The 19,850-nt window shown below is 72.1% G+C and carries 15 protein-coding genes and 1 pseudogene; 13 read left to right on the top strand and 3 right to left on the bottom strand.

The window, feature by feature from the left end; genetic code table 11:
• Positions 1 to 354: 354 nt before the first annotated feature.
• Positions 355 to 1,572 carry a PucR family transcriptional regulator gene (locus tag ACLB9X_RS22320; protein WP_410362137.1) on the bottom strand — a complete coding sequence of 406 codons (1,218 nt, stop codon included), beginning with the start codon at positions 1,570 to 1,572 and terminating at the stop codon, positions 355 to 357.
• Between the two features lie 183 nt (positions 1,573 to 1,755).
• Between ACLB9X_RS22320 and ACLB9X_RS22315 the strand changes: the two genes are divergently transcribed.
• Both ACLB9X_RS22315 and pruA read left to right on the top strand, forming a co-directional pair.
• Positions 1,756 to 2,682: a proline dehydrogenase family protein gene (locus tag ACLB9X_RS22315; RefSeq protein ID WP_410362136.1), complete on the top strand. Its 927-nt coding sequence runs from the start codon at positions 1,756 to 1,758 to the stop codon at positions 2,680 to 2,682.
• Positions 2,683 to 2,756: 74 nt separating this feature from the next.
• Positions 2,757 to 4,388 carry an L-glutamate gamma-semialdehyde dehydrogenase gene (gene pruA, locus ACLB9X_RS22310; RefSeq protein WP_410362135.1) on the top strand — a complete coding sequence of 544 codons (1,632 nt, stop codon included), beginning with the start codon at positions 2,757 to 2,759 and terminating at the stop codon, positions 4,386 to 4,388.
• Between the two features lie 179 nt (positions 4,389 to 4,567).
• On the opposite strand, the gene ACLB9X_RS22305 is transcribed toward pruA, so the two are convergent.
• A complete protein-coding gene (locus ACLB9X_RS22305) occupies positions 4,568 to 5,566 on the bottom strand; it encodes an NADP-dependent oxidoreductase (protein ID WP_410362134.1) in 999 nt (332 codons plus the stop codon).
• A gap of 276 nt (positions 5,567 to 5,842) precedes the next feature.
• Between ACLB9X_RS22305 and ACLB9X_RS22300 the strand changes: the two genes are divergently transcribed.
• The 3 genes from ACLB9X_RS22300 to ACLB9X_RS22290 all read left to right on the top strand — a co-directional run bounded on the left by ACLB9X_RS22300 (position 5,843) and on the right by ACLB9X_RS22290 (position 8,444).
• On the top strand, positions 5,843 to 5,971 hold the full coding sequence (locus ACLB9X_RS22300; RefSeq protein ID WP_410362133.1) for a hypothetical protein: 129 nt from the start codon (positions 5,843 to 5,845) through the stop codon (positions 5,969 to 5,971).
• An 83-nt stretch (positions 5,972 to 6,054) separates the two neighbouring features.
• On the top strand, positions 6,055 to 7,098 hold the full coding sequence (locus ACLB9X_RS22295) for a 3-isopropylmalate dehydrogenase (protein ID WP_410362132.1): 1,044 nt from the start codon (positions 6,055 to 6,057) through the stop codon (positions 7,096 to 7,098).
• 257 nt (positions 7,099 to 7,355) lie between these two features.
• Positions 7,356 to 8,444 carry a branched-chain amino acid aminotransferase gene (locus tag ACLB9X_RS22290; protein ID WP_410362131.1) on the top strand — a complete coding sequence of 363 codons (1,089 nt, stop codon included), beginning with the start codon at positions 7,356 to 7,358 and terminating at the stop codon, positions 8,442 to 8,444.
• 6 nt (positions 8,445 to 8,450) lie between these two features.
• Here the strand turns inward: ACLB9X_RS22290 and ACLB9X_RS22285 are convergent.
• Positions 8,451 to 9,870: pseudogene (locus tag ACLB9X_RS22285) on the bottom strand (cytosine permease).
• Between the two features lie 140 nt (positions 9,871 to 10,010).
• On the opposite strand from ACLB9X_RS22285, the gene ureA reads away from it, so the two are divergent.
• The 8 genes from ureA (at position 10,011) to ACLB9X_RS22245 (ending at position 19,834) form a co-directional block, all read left to right on the top strand.
• On the top strand, positions 10,011 to 10,703 hold the full coding sequence (ureA, locus tag ACLB9X_RS22280) for an urease subunit gamma (protein WP_410362130.1): 693 nt from the start codon (positions 10,011 to 10,013) through the stop codon (positions 10,701 to 10,703).
• The gene (locus ACLB9X_RS22275; RefSeq protein WP_410362129.1) at positions 10,700 to 12,433 is read left to right on the top strand and encodes an urease subunit alpha; all 1,734 of its coding nucleotides are present in this window, start codon (positions 10,700 to 10,702) and stop codon (positions 12,431 to 12,433) included. Before ureA ends, ACLB9X_RS22275 begins: the two co-directional genes overlap by 4 nt.
• Before the next feature lie 8 nt (positions 12,434 to 12,441).
• Positions 12,442 to 13,458: an agmatine/peptidylarginine deiminase gene (locus ACLB9X_RS22270; protein WP_410362128.1), complete on the top strand. Its 1,017-nt coding sequence runs from the start codon at positions 12,442 to 12,444 to the stop codon at positions 13,456 to 13,458.
• A gap of 43 nt (positions 13,459 to 13,501) precedes the next feature.
• The gene (locus tag ACLB9X_RS22265; RefSeq protein WP_410362127.1) at positions 13,502 to 13,750 is read left to right on the top strand and encodes a hypothetical protein; all 249 of its coding nucleotides are present in this window, start codon (positions 13,502 to 13,504) and stop codon (positions 13,748 to 13,750) included.
• A 38-nt stretch (positions 13,751 to 13,788) separates the two neighbouring features.
• Positions 13,789 to 14,391 (top strand): TetR/AcrR family transcriptional regulator, encoded by a 603-nt coding sequence (locus ACLB9X_RS22260; RefSeq protein WP_410362126.1) that lies wholly within the window; start codon positions 13,789 to 13,791, stop codon positions 14,389 to 14,391.
• 836 nt (positions 14,392 to 15,227) lie between these two features.
• Positions 15,228 to 16,841, top strand: a complete 1,614-nt coding sequence (gene cimA / locus ACLB9X_RS22255) for a citramalate synthase (RefSeq protein WP_410362125.1) — start codon at positions 15,228 to 15,230, stop codon at positions 16,839 to 16,841.
• A 264-nt stretch (positions 16,842 to 17,105) separates the two neighbouring features.
• Positions 17,106 to 18,461, top strand: coding sequence for a hypothetical protein (locus tag ACLB9X_RS22250; protein ID WP_410362124.1), 1,356 nt, complete (start codon positions 17,106 to 17,108; stop codon positions 18,459 to 18,461).
• A 152-nt stretch (positions 18,462 to 18,613) separates the two neighbouring features.
• Positions 18,614 to 19,834 (top strand): S8 family peptidase, encoded by a 1,221-nt coding sequence (locus ACLB9X_RS22245; protein WP_410362123.1) that lies wholly within the window; start codon positions 18,614 to 18,616, stop codon positions 19,832 to 19,834.
• The last annotated feature ends 16 nt before the right edge of the window (positions 19,835 to 19,850 follow it).

Genomic DNA, 19,850 nt, shown 5'->3' with positions numbered 1-19,850 from the left:
CGGCCCGGCGGCGGTGGGTGGCCGCCGCCTTTTCACCGCAACCTGCCTTGCGGCCCGGCGGCGGTGGGTGGCCGCCGCCTTTTCACCGCAACCTGCCTTGCGGCCCGGCGGCGGTGGGTGGCCGCCGCCTTTTCACCGCAACCTGCCCTGTGGCCTGGCGGCCGTGGGCGGGCCCCGGCGGGGCTGTGGCGGAGACCACTACCCGGTGGTCCACGTCTACGAGCTGGATCCGGTCACAGCCGGGCGCACGGCAGCGTATGTCGCCACCGGCATCCACCGTGAACGGCTCAGTTGTCCGTGCCCTTTCCGTCGGCATCGACCTCACGGCGATCGACAATCTCCAGGGCGGCCGGATCAGAGCCGCGCGCCCTTGAGGGCCATGTGCAGCAGCAGCCGGTGCTCGCCGTCGTCCAAGTCCAGGCCGGTCAGTGCCTCGACGCGGGACAGGCGGTAGTAGAGCGTCTGCCGGTGGATGCCGAGGGCCGCGGCCGTGCGGCCCGCCTGGCCCGCGCAGTCCAGGAACACCTCGGCGGTCCGGGTCAGTTCCGCGTGGGCGGGGGCGAGCAGCTCCCGCACGGCCGGGTCGTCGGCCGCGCCCTCGGGCAGGGCCGTCAGCATCCGGTACGGGCCGAGGTCCGACCACCGGGCGACCGGGCCGAGCCCGGGCTCGGCCAGTACCGCACGGGCGGCGGACGCGGCCTCCCGCCACGCCCCGTCGAGCTCGCCGAGCCCGCGCCGCGCCGAGGCCACGCCGGCGGCCGCGCCCCCGGCTCCTGCCGGCGGCGAGCCCATCGCCGCCGCGTCGCGCAGCCGTGTGGCGACCGCCAGCGCGGGGGCCGCGCTGTCCGCCGACCGCAGCCGCACCAGCGCGGCGACGGCCCGCACCCCCGCCCACTTCTCGCTCCCGTGTGACGCCGCGCCCGACGCGGCCCCCGCCCGCAGCGGCAGCGTGCACAGCGCCGCCGCCCCGGGCAGTGCGCGGGCCGACGGGGCGTCGTCCACGGGCCAGGGCGTCACGCACACCACGGCGTGCGTCCCGTCGGCGTCCGCGCCCAGCGCCGTACGCAGCGCGGCCACCGCCATGTCGTACTGCCAGCCCCGCGCGGCGGCCAGCACCGCCCGCAGCTCGCGCGACAGGTCGGCGCCCGCGCGCTCCTCGTCGGCCATGAGCGTGCCGATCCGCTCCGCCACCTGCATGGCCGCGGCGAGCTGCTCCACGGTCGGACCCGGGTCGGCGTCGAGCAGCCACACGTAGCCGAGGACGACGCCCCGGTGCCGTACGGGCAGGCAGATGCGGTCACGGAAGACGCCCGCGTCCGGGGCGGCGGGGATGCGGACCGGACCCGTCGCGCGGGCGATGCCGAAGCCCTCGAACCAGGCTCGTACCGCCGGGGTGGACTTCCTGGTCAGGATCGACCGGGTGCGCACCGGGTCGAGCGTGGTCTCGTCGAAGGCGCTGTCGCTGTCGTGGGCGCCGAAGGCGATCAGCCCGAAGTCCCGGTTCTCCAGCGTCGCCGGCATGGCGAGCAGCGCGGAGATCTCGTCGACCAGGTCCTGGTAATCGCCCTTCATTGCGCCATTCTCGCACCCTTCAGACATGTGTCTGAGATCCGGGACACGGATGCGTGACAGCTGTCGATGGCCCCCGAACCGAGCGATCCTTAAGTTTCACGGTGGTTCTTCGTGCTGTTCCCGACACGTCCGCAAGACGTTCGGCTGCGGCCCCCTTCAACACCTGTTCCGTGGAGGTGCCCCGTGCTGGGTCCCGTGATCCTCGCCGCGTCGCGCAGCGACAAGATGCGCCGTTTCGTGTCGGCCGCCCCGGGGACCAAGCAGGTCGTCGCCCGGTTCATCGCCGGTGAGACGGTCGACCAGGTCATCCCGGTCGTCGAGGACGCCGCCGCCAAGGGCCTCGAGGTCACCCTCGACGTCGTCGGCGAGGACATCACCACGCCCGAGCAGGCGACCGCCGCGCGCGACGCCTACCTGGAGCTCATCGAGCACCTCGAGCCGCTGGACCTGGGCCCTCGTGCCGAGATGTCCGTCAAGCTGTCGATGTTCGGCCAGTGCCTGGAGGGGGGACACGAGCTGGCCCTCGCCAATGTCCGTCCGGTCGTCGAAGCCGCCGCCGCGATCGGCACCACGGTCACGCTGGACGCGGAGGACCACACCACCCTCGACTCGATGTTCGCCATCCACGAGGAGCTGCGGAAGGACTTCCCGCAGACCGGCTGCGTGATCCAGGCGTACCTGTTCCGCACGGTGGAGGACGCCCGGCGGCTGGCTGCGAACGGCAGCCGCGTGCGCCTGGTGAAGGGCGCCTACAAGGAGCCCGCCTCCGTCGCGATCCAGGACAAGGCCGAGATCGACAAGGCGTACGTCCGCATCCTCAAGATCCTGATGGAGGGCGACGGCTACCCGATGATCGGGTCGCACGACCCGCGGCTGATCGCCATCGGCCAGGAGCTCGCCCGCAGCGCCGGGCGCAAACTGGACGAGTACGAGTTCCAGATGCTGTACGGGATCCGCACCGACGAGCACGTCCGCCTCGCCGCCGAGGGACACCGGATGCGCGTCTACACCGCGTACGGCACCGACTGGTACGGCTACTTCATGCGTCGCCTCGCGGAGAAGCCGGCCAACCTGCTGTTCTTCGTGCGCTCGATGATCACCAAGAACTGAACCCGGGCACAGACCCCCAGAACCGATTCCAGGGCCGAGCCCCTCCCCACCCTCGCAAAGGAGTCACGGAAGTCATGGACGCTGTCACCCAGGTCCCCGCACCGGTCAACGAGCCGGTGCACGGCTACGCCCCCGGTTCCGCCGAGCGCGCCCGCCTCGAGGCCAAGCTCAAGGAGCTGGCCGAGAACCCGATCGAGCTGCCGATGACCATCGGCGGCGTCAAGCGGATGGGCGGCGGCGAGCGGGTCGACGTCGTGCAGCCGCACAACCACAAGGCCGTCATCGGCACCTTCGCCGGCGCCACCCAGCAGGACGCGCAGGACGCGATCGACGCCGCGCTCGCCGCCGCCCCGGGCTGGCGCGCGATGTCCTTCGACGACCGCGCCGCGATCATCCTGCGCGCCGCCGAGCTGCTGGCCGGCCCCTGGCGCGAGACCATGGCCGCCTCCACCATGCTCGGCCAGTCCAAGACCGCTCAGCAGGCCGAGATCGACACCCCCTGCGAGCTCGTCGACTTCTGGCGCTTCAACGTCAAGTACGCCCGCGACCTGCTCGCCGAGCAGCCGCCGGCGAACTCGCCGGGCGTGTGGAACCGCCTCGACCATCGCCCGCTCGAGGGCTTCGTCTACGCGATCACCCCGTTCAACTTCACGGCCATCGCCGGCAACCTGCCGACCGCGCCCGCGCTGATGGGCAACGTCGTCGTCTGGAAGCCGTCCCCGACCCAGACCCACGCCGCCGTGCTGCTGATGCAGCTGCTGGAGGAGGCAGGTCTGCCCAAGGGCGTCATCAACCTGGTGACGGGCGACGGCATCGCGGTCTCCGAGGTGGCGCTGAACCACCCGATGCTCGCCGGTATCCACTTCACCGGCTCGACCAAGACCTTCCAGCACCTGTGGAAGACGGTCGGCAACAACATCGAGAAGTACCGCTCCTACCCGCGCATCGTCGGCGAGACGGGCGGCAAGGACTTCGTCGTCGCCCACCCGAGCGCCGACCGCGCCGTGCTGAAGACCGCGCTGACCCGCGGCTCGTTCGAGTTCCAGGGCCAGAAGTGCTCCGCGTCCTCGCGTGCCTACATCCCGGCCTCCATCTGGAACTCCGGCTTCAAGGAGGAGTTCGCCGCCGAGGTCGACGGCCTCACGATGGGTGACGTCACCGACCTGACGAACTTCATCGGCGCCGTGATCGACGAGCGTGCCTTCGCCAAGAACAAGGCCGCGATCGACCGCGCCACGTCCGACCCGTCCTGCACGATCGTCGCGGGCGGCACCTACGACGACTCGGTCGGCTACTTCGTCCGCCCGACGGTCATCGAGTGCTCCGACGCGGAGAACGAGGTCTTCACGACCGAGTACTTCGGCCCCATCCTCGCCGTGCACGTCTACGAGGACGACAAGTACGACGAGATGCTGGAACAGATGGAGTCGGTGTCCGCGTACGCGCTGACCGGCTCGATCATCGCCGGTGACCGGGCCGCCGCGGCCGACGCGATGGACAAGCTGCGCTACGCCGCGGGCAACTTCTACATCAACGACAAGTCGACCGGCGCCGTCGTCGGCCAGCAGCCCTTCGGCGGCGGCCGCGCCTCCGGCACCAACGACAAGGCCGGCGCCCCGCAGAACCTGATGCGCTGGACGCTGACCCGCGCGATCAAGGAGACGCTGGTCCCGCCGACCGACTACTCCTACCCGCACATGGGCTGACGCCCGGCACCCCGCCTGACACCGCCCCCCTCCTGGACCCCCGAGCCGGGACGGGGGCGGTTCTCATGTCCTCACGCGCCGGAAACGTGCCAGGTCGGGGAACGTGCCGAGCCGGGAAACGCGCCCGGCCGGCAAGTCGTCGATCACGACCGCCGTCCCGGGCGCGTGGCCCGACGAGGTCAGGCGGCGATCAGCATCTTCCCCGTGTTCTCGCCGCGCAGCATCCCGAGGAACGCCTCCACGATCCGTTCGAAGCCCTGCACGACCGTCACGTCGGCGGTGACGGCACCGCTGTGCAGGTGCGGGACGAGGAAGTCCTCGAACTCGCCCTGCAGGGAAGCGTGGTTGCGCACCAGCACACCCTCCAGGCGCAGCGACTTGCCGACCACGTCGAAGAGGTTGCGGGGCGCGGGCGGAGGCTCGGCGGTGTTGTACTGCGCGATCGCCCCGACCCACGCGATCCGGCCCGACTCGCGCAACGCGGCGATGGCGCCCTCCAGATGGCCGCCTCCCACGTTGTCCACGTACGCGTCGATGCCGGTCGGCGCCGCCTTCGCGAGCAGCTCGGCCACCGGTCCGTCGTGGTAGTCGAACGCCGCGTCGTAGCCGACCCGTTCGGTCAGGTACCGGACCTTCTCCGCGGACCCCGCGCTGCCCACGATCCGGCCCGCGCCGAGCAGCCGGGCGATGCGGCCCGCCGCCGTACCGACCCCGCCCGCGGCGGCCGACACGAACAGGTCCTCGCCGGCCTGCAGCCGCAGCGTGCGGGTCAGTGCCGCGTACGCGGTCAGCCCGGTGCCGCCCAGGATGCTCAGGTGCGCGAAGAGCGGAACCCCTCGGTACTCCCGGAGCGTGCGGGTCCCGTCGGCGCCGGCCGTCACGAGTGCGTGGGTGCGCCATCCCGCCCGGTGGAAGACGAGATCGCCCTCGGCCAGTCCGGCGTCCCGGGACGCCACGACCCGGCCTATCGTCCGCCCCTCCAGCGGGCTGTTCAGCGCCCAGCCGCCGTCCATCTCCTCACGGTGGTACGGGTCCACGGACCAGTACAGGTTCTCCACCAGCGCCTGGCCGGGGCCCGGCGCGGGCACGGGCGCCTCGGTGAAGGCGAAGTCGGACGCGCTGGGGAAGCCGGTCGGGCGGGCGATCTGGTGCACGGTCAGCGCTGTGTGAGTCGTCATGATCGTGACGGTAGCCAGGATTGCCGTGGCCCCGCACCCAGTGGCGTCGAGTGAACGGGCCCCCGGAAACGGGGCGCGTCTCAGATAGTAGGAAGTCCGAGTAATTGTGGAGACAGGAGAGCGAGACTCGCCTAGCTTTGTAGGAGCCGAACGTCTCGCTCGATCCAGCGAATGGCGGCCGTGAGCCCGTGCACGAGGCAGGCAACCCCTGCGGCACCGCTCCCCGCCCCTTCCGGCGCCTTCGAAATCTCTTCTGATTCCAAGGAGTCGATCATCATGCCCGCTGAGACCGTCCGCCGAGTCCGTCACGCCTCCCGCACGAGCGAAGCCGACCGCAAGAACGCCGCCGCGGCCCTGCAGCGCGCCCTCGACCGCCGCGACAACGGCGGCTCGACCGGTCACTGATCCGCAGCGATCCCCGTACGACACGCGTGTCCACATGGCGGACGCGGTGTGTCATTGAATGGGACGGGGAGTAGGGTGCCGACATGTCTCGCAGCCTCAATCTCGCAGTAGTCCCCGGTGACGGCATCGGCCAGGAGGTCGTGGCGCAGGGCCTGAAGGTCCTTGCCGCCGTCCTCCCGCAGGATGTGAAGCTGGAGACCAAGGAGTACGACCTCGGCGCCAGCCGCTGGCACCGCACGGGGGAGACCCTCCCCGACGCGGAGCTCGACTCCCTCAAGGGCCACGACGCGATCCTGCTCGGCGCCATCGGCGACCCGTCGGTGCCGTCCGGCGTGCTGGAGCGCGGTCTGCTGCTGAAGCTGCGGTTCGCCTTCGACCACTACGTCAACCTGCGCCCGTCGAAGCTCTTCCCCAACACCGCGACCCCGCTCGCCGGCCGTCCGGACATCGACTTCGTCGTCGTCCGCGAAGGCACCGAGGGCCCGTACACGGGCAACGGCGGCTCCCTGCGCACCGGCACGGAGCACGAGGTCGCGACCGAGGTCAGCGTCAACACGGCGTACGGCGTGGAGCGCGTCGTGCGTGACGCGTACGAGCGGGCCAAGGCCCGTCCGCGCAAGAAGCTGACGCTCGTCCACAAGAACAACGTCCTCGTGTTCGCGGGCCACATGTGGAAGAACATCTTCGACAAGGTCGGCCAGGAGTACCCCGAGGTCACGACCGACTACCTGCACGTCGACGCCGCGACGATCTTCTTCGTCACCCAGCCGGAGCGCTTCGACGTCATCGTCACCGACAACCTCTTCGGCGACATCATCACCGACCTCGCCGCTGCCGTGACCGGTGGCATCGGCCTGGCGGCCTCCGGCAACATCAACCCGACGGGCGCGTTCCCGTCGATGTTCGAGCCCGTCCACGGCTCCGCGCCCGACATCGCGGGCACCGGCAAGGCGGACCCGACCGCCACCATCCTGTCCGTCGCCCTGCTCCTGCGTCACCTGGGCTACGAGAACGAGGCCGTCCGTATCGAGGACGCGGTCGCCGCCGACCTGGCGGCTCGCACCCCCGAGACCGTCCGCACGACGGACGAGATCGGCGACGCGCTCGCGGTACGAGTAGCGAGCTGACCCGCCGGACCACCTTTCCGGGGGTGTCCCCCGGACTCCCCAGAAGCCGCCGGGTCGCATTCCCACCGCGCCCGGCGGCTTTTCCTGTACGGCCACCGGGTGCCACCATCGAACCCTGGGCCGCACCCACGCCACGAAGACCGGACTCCCGCGCGCGATAATCGGGCACGGGCCGTGTCGGCCGGCAATGCTCGGACGTCCAAGCAGTCGGCGTGAGCGCGGTCCGCCACTGACAACCGGTGAAGGACACTGCACTCATGACGACGCCCACGATCGAGCTCAAGCCCTCCTCGCATCCGCTGTCCGACGCGGAGCGTGAGGCGATCCTGGCCAACCCGGGATTCGGCCGGCACTTCACCGATCACATGGTGACGATCAAGTGGACCGAGGGCCGCGGCTGGCACGACGCCGAGCTCGTCCCGTACGCGCCGCTGTCGATCGACCCGGCCAACATGACCCTGCACTACGCGCAGGAGATCTTCGAGGGGCTCAAGGCGTACCGCCGCCCCGACGGCTCGGTCGTCACCTTCCGCCCCGAGGCCAACGCCAAGCGCTTCCAGGCCTCGGCGCGCCGTCTGGCCATGCCCGAGCTGCCCGTGGACCTGTTCATCGCCGCCTGTGACGCGCTCGTCGAGCAGGACAAGGCGTGGGTGCCCGCGCACGGCGGCGAGGAGTCGCTCTACCTGCGTCCGTTCATGATCGCGACCGAGGTCGGGCTCGGCGTGCGCCCGGCCAATGAGTACCTCTTCATCGTCATCGCCTCGCCCGCCGGCGCGTACTTCCCCGGCGGCGTCAAGCCCGTCTCGATCTGGCTCTCCGAGAACCGCGTCCGCGCCGTCCCCGGCGGCATGGGCGACGCCAAGACCGGCGGCAACTACGCGGCCTCCCTGCTCGCCCAGGCCGAAGCGGCCGCCAAGGGCTGCGACCAGGTCGCCTACCTCGACGCCGTCGAGCACAAGTGGGTCGAGGAACTGGGCGGGATGAACCTGTACTTCGTGTACGACGACCGCATCGTCACGCCCGAGCTCACCGGTTCGCTGCTCGCCGGCATCACCCGTGACTCGCTCCTCCACCTGGCCAAGGACCTCGGCTACACCCCCGAGGAGGGCCGCGTCTCCATCGACCAGTGGCGGGCCGACACCGAGAACGGCACCCTCAAGGAGGTCTTCGCCTGCGGCACCGCCGCGGTCATCACCCCGGTCGGCCGGGTGAAGTCCGCGGGCGGCGAGTGGACGCAGTCGGGCGGCGAGCCGGGCGAGGTCACGATGCAGCTCCGCAAGGCGCTGCTGGATATCCAGACCGGCAAGGCGGAGGACGTCCACGGCTGGACCCACCAGCTCGGCTGAACCGGCTCAGGCTCCGGGCCCCGCACCCTGTACGGCAGGCTGCGGGGCCTGCTGCGTCCGCGCGCCGAGTGCCGCGTAGGCGATGCCGCCCACCAGTCCCGACAGGATGAAGCTGCAGTCGACGCCGCCGGTCAGGGCCAGCAGCGGGCCCTCGTAGAGGGGGGTGGACACGGCCGCCAGGCCCACCACCGCACCCAGCGCCCAGGACGCCGTGGCGCGCCGGTGCCAGCCGGCGCGGAACCAGTAGGCGCCGCCGTTGCGCACGGTGGTTGTAGACCTGCAGAGCCTCCGCGTCGTACTCGCCGCCCAGACGGACGTGGGCCGTCAGCGTGATGACCGTCCACGGCGTGCCGATCGCCGTCAGCAGCAGCACGAACGACGTCATCGCGGACTGCGCGTCCCACACGAAGTGGCCGACGAAGACGAATCCGGTCGCCACGACGGCGACGACGAGCGTGGCCCGGGTGCGCGTCGCCTTCGGCAGGATGGCGTCGAGGTCGAGGCCCATCGAGTACAGCATCAGACCGGCGTTGCCGACCGAACCGGCCGCCGCGGCGACCAGCAGCGGGATCACGTACCAGGCGGGGGAGGCGGCGACCAGCGGCCCGGCGTAGTCCAGTCCGGCACGCGCGGCCAGCGCCGTGTACGTGCCGAACAGCTGGGGCACGAGCAGGCCGGCCGTCAGCCCCAGACAGGTCGCCCGCAGCACCTGGCGCGGGCTGTGCCGCTCGGGCGAGATGTAGCGGGTGTAGTCGCCGAGCAGGGTGATGAAGGCGATGGGACCGCTCAGACCGGCGGCGACGGCGGACAGCAGCCAGGTCGGCCAGAACGAGCCGAGCAGGTACGGGGTGTCCGGCGGGGCGGCGGTGGTCAGATCGGGCGCGTACGCGATCAGGCCGAGCAGCAGCACCGTCATGCCGACCGCGAGGATCCGGCTCAGCCGCAGCAGCAGCCGGTAGCCGTAGACCGCGCCGACCACCGTGCAGGCGGCGAGCAGCGCGTAGACCACGGTGTGCGCGACGCCGCCGGTGGGCACGCCGGCGATCCGGGCCAGCGTGCCGAGCATCACGTCGCCGCCGATCCACAGGGTCAGCGCGGTGTAGCCGAGCGAGAGCAGCAGCCCGACGACCGAGCCGACGAGCCGGCCGCGCACGCCGAAGGCCGCGCCGCTGGAGGTCGACAGGTTGGTCGCGGTCCGCAGGGAGATGAGGGCCAGCGGGGCGGTGACCGCGACGCCGACGACGGTGCCGGCCACCACCGGGGTGACCGCGGGCCACAGGCCCGGACCGAAGGAGACCGGCAGCCAGCCGAAGACGATCACCCCCAGGCAGAGGTTGGACCCGAGGAGGATCGATATGAGATCCCTGGGAGTGCTGGTGCGCTCCGGCTCGGGGATCGTGTCGACTCCGCGCTGCTCCACCGGCATGAGGTGCCCCTCTCGCTCGATATTTGAGTGATGCTCTAATTAAGTGCTGCTCAATGTGAGTTGTGCCGGGGTGCAAGGCAAGGCTTTCAGTCATGACATGCGCTTGTTAGAGTCACACTCAAATATGGAGGTGTGGTGACGTGAGACTGACCCCGACCGAGCGCGACCGCCTGCTGCTGTTCGGCGCCGCCGAGCTGGCGCGGGCCCGGCGCGCCCGCGGACTGCGGCTCAACGTGCCGGAGGCGACCGCGCTCATCGCCGACACCGTCTGCGAGGCCGCCCGCGACGGGCGGCGGCTCGCCGAGGCGATCGAGGCGGCCCGCTCGGTGCTCGGTCCCGACGACGTCCTCCCCGGTGTCGCGGACATCGTCACCGAGGTCCATGTCGAGGCCGTCTTCGACGACGGCTCCCGCCTCGCGGTGGTCTCCGACCCCATCCAAGGCGGCGCGTGCGGAGCAGAGGCGCCCGGGGCGCTGCTGCCCGGCCCGGCGGACCCCGACCGTGAGCCGGACGTCGTCCTCACCGTGCGCAACACCGCGCCCGTGCCGGTCAGCGTCACCTCGCACTTCCACTTCTTCGAGGCCAACCCGCGGCTGCACTTCGACCGGGCCGCCGCCTACGGCATGCGGCTCGCGGTGCCGGCCGGCTCCTCCGTCCGCTTCGACCCGGGCGGCGAGGCGGAGGTCGGCCTCGTGCCCATCGGCGGCGACCGGATCGCCGTCGGGTTCGCCGGCCTGGTCGACGGACCGCTGGACGCGCCCGGCGCGAAGGACGAAGCCCTGCGCAGGGCGGCCGCCTGCGGCTACCTGGGCGTGGAAGGAGTGACACGATGAGCAGGCCCACCCGGCACCACGACCACCACCGGCCCGCACCCCGAAGCATCGACCCCCACGAATACGCGGCCGTGCACGGGCCGCGTGCCGGCGACCGGGTCGTCCTCGGCGACTCGGGACTGGTCGTGCGCGTCGAGTCCGACGCCCAGAAGCCCGGCGACGAGTTCCTGGCCGGCTTCGGCAAGACCGCCCGCGACGGGCTGCACCTCAAGGCCGCGGCCGTACGCGAGACCTGCGACGTCGTGGTGAGCAACGTTCTTGTGATCGACGCCGTGCAGGGCATCCGCAAGGTCTCCATCGGCATCCGCGAGGGACGGATCCACGCGATCGGCCGGGCCGGCAACCCCGACACCCTCGACGGCGTGGACGTCGTCGTCGGCACCGGCACGTCGATCGTCTCCGGTGAGGGACTGATCGCGACCGCGGGCGCCGTCGACACCCACGTCCACCTGCTCTCGCCGCGGATCATGGAGGCGTCGCTCGCCTCCGGCGTCACCACTGTCATCGGCCAGGAGTTCGGCCCGGTGTGGGGCGTGGGCATCAACTCGCCCTGGGCGCTGAAGCACGCGTTCAGCGCCTTCGACGCCTGGCCCGTCAACATCGGCTTCCTCGGCCGCGGTTCCTCCTCCGACCCCGCCCCGCTCGTCGAGGCCCTCGCGGAGGGCGGCGCGTCCGGTTTCAAGGTCCACGAGGACATGGGCGCCCACACCCGGGCGCTCGACACCGCCCTGCGCGTGGCGGAGGAGCACGACGTCCAGGTCGCCCTGCACAGCGACGGCCTCAACGAGTGCCTGTCCGTCGAGGACACGCTGCGCGTCCTGGACGGCCGGACGATCCACGCCTTCCACATCGAGGGCTGCGGCGGCGGACACGTGCCCAACGTGCTCAAGATGGCGGGCGTGCCGAACGTCATCGGCTCCTCCACCAACCCCACCCTGCCCTTCGGCCGGGACGCCGTCGCCGAGCACTACGGCATGATCGTCTCCGTCCACGACCTGAAGACCGACCTGCCCGGCGACGCGGCGATGGCCCGGGACCGGATCAGGGCCGGGACGATGGGCGCGGAGGACGTCCTGCACGACCTCGGCGCGATCGGCATCACGTCGTCCGACGCGCAGGGCATGGGGCGCGCGGGCGAGACCGTGCGCCGCACCTTCGCCATGGCCGGGAAGATGAAGGCCGAGCTCGGGCCCCTGGACGGCGACGGCGCGCACGACGACAACGCGCGCGTCCTGCGCTACATGGCCAAGCTGACCATCAACCCCGCGATCGCCCACGGCCTCGCGCACGAGATCGGGTCCATCGAGGTCGGCAAGATGGCCGACATCGTGCTGTGGCGGCCGGAGTTCTTCGGCGCGAAGCCGCAGCTCGTGCTGAAGGCGGGCTTCCCCGCCTACGGCGTCGTCGGCGACCCCAACGCCGCCACCGACACCTGCGAACCGCTCGTGCTCGGCCCCCAGTTCGGCGCGTACGGGGCCACCCCGGCCGACATCTCGGTCGCGTTCGTCGCCCAGGCGGCCGTCGACCTCGGCGGCGACCGGATGCCGACCCACCGCCGCCGCGTGGCCGTGCGCGGCACCCGCGGCATCGGCCCCCGCGACCTGCTCCTCAACTCCCGTACCGGAGACGTCTCCGTGGACGCCAGGACCGGACTGGTCATGCTCGACGGCGACCCGATCCGCTCCGAGCCCGCAGAGTCCGTCTCCCTCAACCGCCTCTACTTCCTCTAGGACGTGACGTGACCTTCCGCATGCCGGCCGAATGGGCCCCGCACGAGCGCACCTGGATGGCCTGGCCCGGCCCCAACCCCACGTTCGCAGGCGACGGGGAGCTGGCCGATGCCCGCGCCGCCTGGGCCGCGGTGGCCCGCGCCGTACGCCGCTTCGAACCGGTGACCGTGATCGCGGGCATCGGCCAGTCGGTCTCGGCCCGCGAACTGCTCGGCCCGGACATGGACGTCGTCGAGCGGGACCTGGACGACGCGTGGATGCGCGACATCGGCCCCACCTTCGTCACCGACGGCACCCGACTGGTCGCCGTGGACTGGGTGTTCAACGGCTGGGGCGCCGCCGACTGGGCCCGCTGGGAGCACGACTCCAAGATCGCCCGCCATGTCGCCGACCTCGCGGACGTGCCCGTCCACGCCTCCCCGCTGGTCAACGAGGGCGGCGCGATCCACGTCGACGGCGAGGGCACGGTCCTCCTCACGGACACCGTCCAGCTCGGCCCCGAGCGCAATCCCGGCTGGACCCGGCAGCAGGTGGAGGCCGAGGTCCACGCCCGCCTCGGCACCACGAAGGCGATCTGGCTCCCGCGCGGCCTCACCGGCGACTACGGCATGTACGGCACCCGCGGCCACGTCGACATCGTCGCGGCGTTCGCCGGGCCGGGCGTCGTCGTCACCCACACCCAGCCCGACCCGGCCCACCCCGACCACGAGATCTGCAAGGCGAACGTCGAGCTCCTGAGGTCGCAGACGGATGCCAAGGGCCGCCGGATCGAGGTCGTCGAGGTCCCGGCGCCGACGGTGCTGCGCGACGAGGACGGCGAGTGGGTCGACTACTCGTACATCAACCACTACGTCTGCAACGGCGGCGTGGTGCTGTGCGCCTTCGACGACCCGCGGGACGAGATCGCGGCGGGCATCTTCCGCCGGCTCTACCCGGGCCGTACGGTCACGCTCGTGGACGCGCGGACGATCTTCGCGGGCGGCGGCGGCATCCACTGCATTACGCAGCAGCAGCCGCGGGTCTGATATCCGCTGGTGGCGGCCGCGGGCTCCGTGTCAGCCTGCGGCCGTGCCACCCGTCGAACCCGCGACGGACGCCTGCCGGATCCAGGCCTGCTGTGCCGTCACGGACGACGAGATCGCGCCCCTGCTCGTCGTGCTGCGCGAGCTGGTGGACGAGGGGTCGCTCGGCACCGTGGTGGAGGCCGCCTTCGAGACCGGCCTCGCGGAGCCGGCCGCGGACGCGGGCAGCGCCTCGCCCGAGGAGGTCCGGGCCCTGAAGGAACGGATGGCGGAGTACGGGTGGACGATCAGGTAGAACGTACGGGTGAACGCATTCTTCCCGGTGGTCGCCGCATGACCCCCGCATCCCGCCGCCGCAATGTCGCGCCCCCGCGCGAGGCGCTGCTCGCCGCGGCCATGGACACGATCGCCGAGCGCGGGCTCGAGGGGCTCACCATGGCCGGGCTCGGCCGCGAGGTCGGGATGAGCAGCGGGCACCTCCTCTACTACTTCCGCACCAAGGACGAGCTGCTGCTGCAGACCCTGGAGTGGAGCGAGGGCCGGCTCGGCGCCGAGCGCAGCGCGCTGCTGTCCCGCCAGGCGTCCGCACGTGAGCGGCTCGACGCCTACGTCGACCTCTATGTGCCGGACGGGCCGCGCGACCCCCACTGGACGCTGTGGCTGGAGGTCTGGAACCGCTCGCAGAACGCCGACGACGACGCCCGCGCCCGGCAGGCCGCGATCGAGGGGGCCTGGCACCGGGACCTGGTGGCCCTCCTCGCGGAGGGCGTCTCCCGCGGCGAGTTCCGCGCGGTCGACGCGGACCGGTTCGCGGCGCGGCTGCGGGCGCTGCTGGACGGTTTCAGCGTCCACGTCGCGGTGGGCATACCGGGCACGGGCCGCGCCCAAGTGCTCGCGCACGTCCGTGACTTCCTCAAGGACACCCTGCTGCCCTGACGGGCTGCGCCCGGGGGCCGTGCGTTGCCGACGCCGGCCGAGGCAGGTGTTCCCCCCACCCCGCCCCTCCCCGAAACCGGGGCTCCGCCCCCTGCCCCGCAGCGGCTTGCAGGCGGCCACCGCGGGCGGCGGCCGCACCGGTGCCGTTCTCGCGGTGCGGGCGGCACGCTGCCCGCACGGCCAGTCGCGCCGCCCGGGTTGGGCCGTTGGCCTCTGGCCGACCGGTGGTGTCTGCCGGCATCGGCTGCTGGTCCTGTGCCGTGGTGCCCCTCGCCCGAACCGGGGCTCCGCCCCTGCCCCGCAGCGGCTTGCGGGCGGCCCCATATGCTTCGCCGCGTGCCCCCGGCGTTCTTCGCCCGGAACGCGATACCGCCGCCTGCGGCACCGCGCCGCTGGGGTCCCGGGGGCGCCGCCCCGGCCCGCATTCGCCCCGCACCGGGCCCGGAAAGCCGTAGCCGCCTCAGGGCTGCGCGCGCCGCGCAGGCGGCCGACGCGGCCGGGCACGGGCCCGGAGCGAGGCCAGGGCCCGGGAAGGGGCGACCGCATCGTGAGATACGTGTCCAGTGGTGGCACCACCTGTGGCACACTGCCACCGTGCTCTCGTTCGCCATGATTATCGGCAGCAGCGCGCCGGTCCGCAGTGACCGCTGACCCGTGGACAGCAATCCCGCGGCAGGCGGCACCGTGCCCCAGACCCGCGCGCAGACCTCTCGCACCCGCGAGAGGTTTTTTCGTTTTGCGGCCTCACCCACGGCCGAGAGCGAGACGCACGCGATGATGGGGGCAAGTGGAGCCAGACATTCCGGAGCCACTCACCCGACAGGAGTCAGGACAGCATGACCACCAACGCCCAGGACACCCACGTCGACGACAGTTTCCACGTCTTCGACACGACGCTGCGCGACGGTGCCCAGCGCGAGGGCATCAACCTCACGGTCGCGGACAAGCTGACCATCGCCCGGCACCTGGACGACTTCGGCGTGGGCTTCATCGAGGGCGGCTGGCCCGGCGCCAACCCCCGCGACACCGAGTTCTTCTCCCGCGCGCAGAAGGAGATCACCTTCCGGCACGCCCAGCTCGTCGCCTTCGGCGCCACCCGCCGCGCCGGGTCGACGGCGGCCGAGGACCCGCAGGTCAAGGCGCTCCTCGACTCGGGCGCGCCCGTGATCACCCTCGTCGCCAAGTCGCACGACCGTCATGTCGAACTCGCCCTGCGCACCACGCTGGACGAGAACCTGGAGATGGTCCGCGACACCGTCTCGTACCTGCGCGACCAGGGCCGCCGGGTCTTCGTGGACTGCGAGCACTTCTTCGACGGCTACCGCGCGAACGCCGAGTACGCCAAGTCCGTCGTGCGCACCGCGCACGAGGCCGGCGCCGACGTCGTCATCCTGTGCGACACCAACGGCGGCATGCTGCCCGCCCAGGTCCAGGCCGTCGTCTCCACCGTCATCGCGGACACCGGCGCCCGGCTCGGCATCCACGCCCAGGACGACACGGGCTGCGCCGTGGCCAACACGCTCGCCGCGGTCGACGCGGGCGCCACCCACGTGCAGTGCACGGCCAACGGCTACGGCGAGCGCGTCGGCAACGCCAACCTCTTCCCGGTCGTGGCCGCGCTGGAGCTCAAGTACGGCAAGAAGGTCCTCCCCGAGGGCGCGCTCGCCGACATGACCCGCGTCTCGCACGCGATCGCCGAGGTCGTCAACCTGACCCCCTCGACCCACCAGCCCTACGTGGGTGTCTCCGCCTTCGCGCACAAGGCCGGCCTGCACGCCTCCGCGATCAAGGTCGACCCCGACCTGTACCAGCACATCGACCCCGAGCTGGTCGGCAACACCATGCGCATGCTGGTCTCCGACATGGCCGGCCGTGCCTCGATCGAGCTCAAGGGCAAGGAGCTCGGCATCGACCTCGGCGGCGACCGCGAGCTCGTCGGCCGGGTCGTGGAGCGCGTCAAGGAGCGGGAGCTCCAGGGCTACACGTACGAGGCCGCCGACGCGTCCTTCGAGCTGCTGCTGCGGGAGGAGGCGGAGGGCAGGGCCCGCCGCTACTACCGCACGGAGTCCTGGCGCGCGATCGTGGAGGACCGCCCCGACGGCACGCACGCCAACGAGGCCACGGTGAAGCTGTGGGCCAAGGGCGAGCGCATCGTCGCCACCGCGGAGGGCAACGGTCCGGTCAACGCCCTGGACCGCGCGATGCGGGTCGGGCTGGAGAAGATCTACCCGCAGCTCGCGAAGCTGGAGCTGATCGACTACAAGGTCCGTATCCTCGAGGGCCGCCACGGCACCGGCTCGACGACCCGCGTACTGATCACGACCGGCGACGGCGCGGGCGAGTGGTCCACCGTCGGCGTCGCGGACAACATCATCGCCGCTTCCTGGCAGGCCCTGGAGGACGCGTACACCTACGGCCTGCTGCGCGCCGGGGTCGAGCCGACGGAGTGAGGCGGCCGGCTCAGCACGCGTCGTCGTCGCGTCGTCGAGTTCCTTGAACTCCTTGCGGGGCGTGGCCCGGTCGTCCGCCCCGACCTCGCCGGGCACCTGGGGCTCCGGGTACCCGGCGCGGAGGCGGCCGGTCCCGCCGTACGCGCTGCTGTCGCCGTCGGCGTAACTCGGGATCGTCGCCCCCGCGAGGGATGCCCCGAAGCCTTCGCGGAGCGACCTCGGAAGGCTATGTCCCCTTTGCCGTCATTCGGGTAGCGTCGATGTATGAGGACACGGCCGTTCACCCTTGTGTCGGCCCTCGCGGGGCTGACGCTCATGCTGCTCCTGATCCTGGCGCCGGCCTCCGCCGCCAGGGCAACGGGACTGTCCGACGCCGCCGCCGCCCTGAAGCAGGGGCCGGTGTACGTCCACCCCGCCATGACCGGCCAGGTCTCGCAGTCCGAGGCCGACGCGCTCGCCGAGCGGATCGAGCAGGCCGACAAGCCGGTGTTCGTCGCGGTGCTGCCCGCCACGGCGGAGTTCCCGCCCGACAACCTGCTGGTCAACCTGCGCACCGAGACCGGGATCACCGGCCTGTACGGGGTCCGGCTCGGCGACGGCTTCGACGCGGGCGCCGACCGCAGCGTCATGTCCAACCAGGCCGTCGACAACCTCGCCCAGGCGGTGCGGGGCAACGGATCCGTCGACGCCGCCACCCAGCTGGAGAGCTTCGTCGACCAGGCCCTGACCCAGGTCCGCGGCAGCGCCCCGGCCTCCTGGGGCACCGCGACCGGTGACGAGGCCGTCGACACCGGCGCGCTGATCGCCCTCGGCGCGGTGGTCGCGGCGGGTGGTGCCGGCGCCTACGCGGTCGTGCGCAACAAGCGCCGCCGCAAGGCGGAGGAGGAGCGCGCCGCGCTCGACAAGCTCCGCGTGGTCGTCGACGAGGACATCACCGCCTTCGGCGAGGAGCTCGACAGGCTGGACTTCCACCCCTCCGAGAAGGGCGCTGACGACGCCATGCGCGCCGAGTACGAGCGTGCCCTCGACGCGTACGACACGGCCAAGTCCCGCATGGGGGCTGCCCAGCACCCGAATGACGTCCGCGGGGTCACCGAGGCGCTGGACGACGGCCGCCACTCCCTCACGGTCCTCGCGGCCCGCAGGGAAGGCCGCCCCGTGCCCGAGCGCCGCGCGCCGTGCTTCTTCGACCCACGCCACGGCCCCTCCGTCAAGGACGTCTCGTGGATGCCGGACAGTGGCGCCGCGGCCCGTGACGTCCCGGTGTGCGCCGCCGACGCGGCCCGCCTCGAAGACGGCATGGAGCCGATGTCCCGCACCGTGGAGACCGGCTACGGCCGCCGCCCCTACTGGGAGGCGGGCCCGGCCTACGGTCCCTGGGTGGGCGGCTACTTCGGCGGCGGCATCCTCCCCGGCCTGCTGATGGGCACAATGCTCGGCAGCATGCTCGCCACTCCCGCGTACGCGGCGGACTACGGGGCCGGAGAGTTCAGCGGCGGCGAGTACGGCGGCGGCGACGTCTCCGGCGCCGACTTCGACGCCTCGGACTTCGGCGGCGGCGGTGACTGGGGCGGCGGCGGCGATTTCGGCGGTGGCTTCGACGGAGGCGGAGGCTTCTAGCCGCGGACCACGAGCCGACGGCCCGGGGGAGGCACGGCCCCGGCCCCGCGTACGGCAAACGGCGGCAGGACCCGTCGCATTGACTACGTGAAGTAGCAAATCGCTACGAACGGTCATCGCTCGCGATCTTCGGGCGTGTTTCCCTCTGCCGCATGTCAACCACATCACGGCTTCGTGCCCTCGCGACAGCGGTCACCACGGCCGCCGCGGTCCTGCTGGCGGCCGTCCCGCCGACCGCCGCCGATCCGTCCGATCCCTTTCCGTCCGACTCGACCACCGCCCGGCACCCGGCGCCGCTGCACCGCTCGGCGAACGCGCTGCCGGGCCGGTACATCGTGACCGTCAGCGACACCGCCGACGCCGCCGGCATGGTGGGAACGGTCGGCGCCAAGCCGCTGTACACCTACACGTCGGCCCTGCGCGGCTTCGCCGCGAACCTCAGCGCCTCCCAGTTGGAGAAGGTCCGGCTGACCCCCGGCGTCGTGGCCGTCGAGGAGGACGCCAAGGTCACGGCGTTCCCGCCGGGCGCGGGAGCGGGCCTGGCGCCGGCCTCGTCGTGGGGGCTCGACCGGATCGACCAGCGCGCCCTGCCGCTCGACAGCGACTTCACCACCGCGGGCGACGGCAGGGGCGTCACGGCGTACATCCTCGACACCGGAATCGACTACGGGCACAGCGAGTTCGGCGGGCGTGCCAGGTTCGGTTACGACGCCGTCGGGGACGGCGCGCGACGCGGGCTGGACTGCCACGGGCACGGGACGCACGTCGCGGGCACCGTGGGCGGCGCGGCCCACGGCGTGGCACGCGAGGCCTCGCTCGTCAGCGTCCGGGTGCTCGACTGTGCGGGCAACGGCACCTGGTCCAGCATCATCGCCGGATTCGACTGGGTGGCCGCCCACGCCGAGAAGCCGGCCGTTCTCAACGCCTCTCTCGGGGGCGCCAGGTCGGCGGCGGTGAACAGCGCGGCCGAGGCGCTCGCGGGAAGCGGCGTCCTGCCGGTCGTCGCGGCGGGGAACGACGCGCAGGACGCCTGCAACGTCTCCCCGGCGTCCGCGGACGGCGTGGTCACGGTCGGCGCGACCACCCGTGCCGACCAGGAGACCACCTTTTCCAACTACGGCAAGTGCCTGGAGCTCTACGCCCCCGGCGCCTCCATCGTCTCGGCCCGGATGGGCGGCGGCAGCATCGAGCACGACGGCACCTCGATGGCGTCCCCGCACGTCGCCGGTGTGGCGGCGCTCTACCTCGCGGGGCATGCCACGGCTTCTCCCGACGATGTCGTGGACTGGCTGGTGGACAGCTCCACGGCCAACGTGGTGACCGCCACCACCGCCGCGTCGCCCAACCGTCTGCTCTACACCGGCGGCCTGTGAGGCGGCCGGCGCACGA

The organism is Streptomyces sp. 5K101, assembly GCF_046506645.1.
GTDB lineage: Bacteria > Actinomycetota > Actinomycetes > Streptomycetales > Streptomycetaceae > Streptomyces.
This window is presented reverse-complemented; position numbering and strand designations above follow the sequence as displayed.

Coding starts and splice junctions, on each gene's coding strand:
- ACLB9X_RS22295 (WP_410362132.1), top strand. CDS start 6,055: ATGTCTCGCAGCCTCAATCTCGCAGTAGTCCCCGGTGACGGCATCGGC.
- ACLB9X_RS22275 (WP_410362129.1), top strand. CDS start 10,700: ATGAGCAGGCCCACCCGGCACCACGACCACCACCGGCCCGCACCCCGA.
- pruA (WP_410362135.1), top strand. CDS start 2,757: ATGGACGCTGTCACCCAGGTCCCCGCACCGGTCAACGAGCCGGTGCAC.
- ACLB9X_RS22260 (WP_410362126.1), top strand. CDS start 13,789: ATGACCCCCGCATCCCGCCGCCGCAATGTCGCGCCCCCGCGCGAGGCG.
- ACLB9X_RS22305 (WP_410362134.1), bottom strand. CDS start 5,566: ATGACGACTCACACAGCGCTGACCGTGCACCAGATCGCCCGCCCGACC.
- ACLB9X_RS22320 (WP_410362137.1), bottom strand. CDS start 1,572: ATGAAGGGCGATTACCAGGACCTGGTCGACGAGATCTCCGCGCTGCTC.
- ACLB9X_RS22300 (WP_410362133.1), top strand. CDS start 5,843: ATGCCCGCTGAGACCGTCCGCCGAGTCCGTCACGCCTCCCGCACGAGC.
- cimA (WP_410362125.1), top strand. CDS start 15,228: ATGACCACCAACGCCCAGGACACCCACGTCGACGACAGTTTCCACGTC.
- ACLB9X_RS22250 (WP_410362124.1), top strand. CDS start 17,106: ATGAGGACACGGCCGTTCACCCTTGTGTCGGCCCTCGCGGGGCTGACG.
- ACLB9X_RS22290 (WP_410362131.1), top strand. CDS start 7,356: ATGACGACGCCCACGATCGAGCTCAAGCCCTCCTCGCATCCGCTGTCC.
- ACLB9X_RS22245 (WP_410362123.1), top strand. CDS start 18,614: ATGTCAACCACATCACGGCTTCGTGCCCTCGCGACAGCGGTCACCACG.